The following is a 252-nucleotide window of genomic DNA, read 5'->3' as shown; positions in this document are numbered from 1 at the left end:
GTGTTGACGAACTCGTTGCGCGCCTTGCGGCGCTCGGAGAACTGCCAGTCCTGTTCAGCGACGTGAATCGCCTTGATGTGGAGGCGCTGCGCGAGCACGGCCCAATCTTCATAGCTGTCGAGCGCGGTCGGCTGGATGCCGCTGTTCTCCGCCATGTCGACCAGCGCCTGTTTGACGAAAGCCGAAGCGAGCCCAGGGTTCGCGCCTTGCGTCAAAACCGCTGTCGGGCCGTCGCGCTTGTCGAGACGAAAA

At 63.1% G+C, this 252-nt stretch carries 1 pseudogene; it reads right to left on the bottom strand.

The features are described from left to right. Positions 1 to 252, bottom strand: a pseudogene (locus R0J92_RS24925) (homospermidine synthase); the annotation flags it as partial.

The sequence above is a fragment of the Tritonibacter sp. SIMBA_163 genome (genome assembly GCF_046535935.1).
Classification (GTDB): Bacteria; Pseudomonadota; Alphaproteobacteria; order Rhodobacterales; family Rhodobacteraceae; genus Epibacterium; species Epibacterium scottomollicae.
The sequence above is the reverse complement of the archived record's forward strand: the minus strand, read 5'-3'. Positions and strand labels throughout refer to the sequence as shown.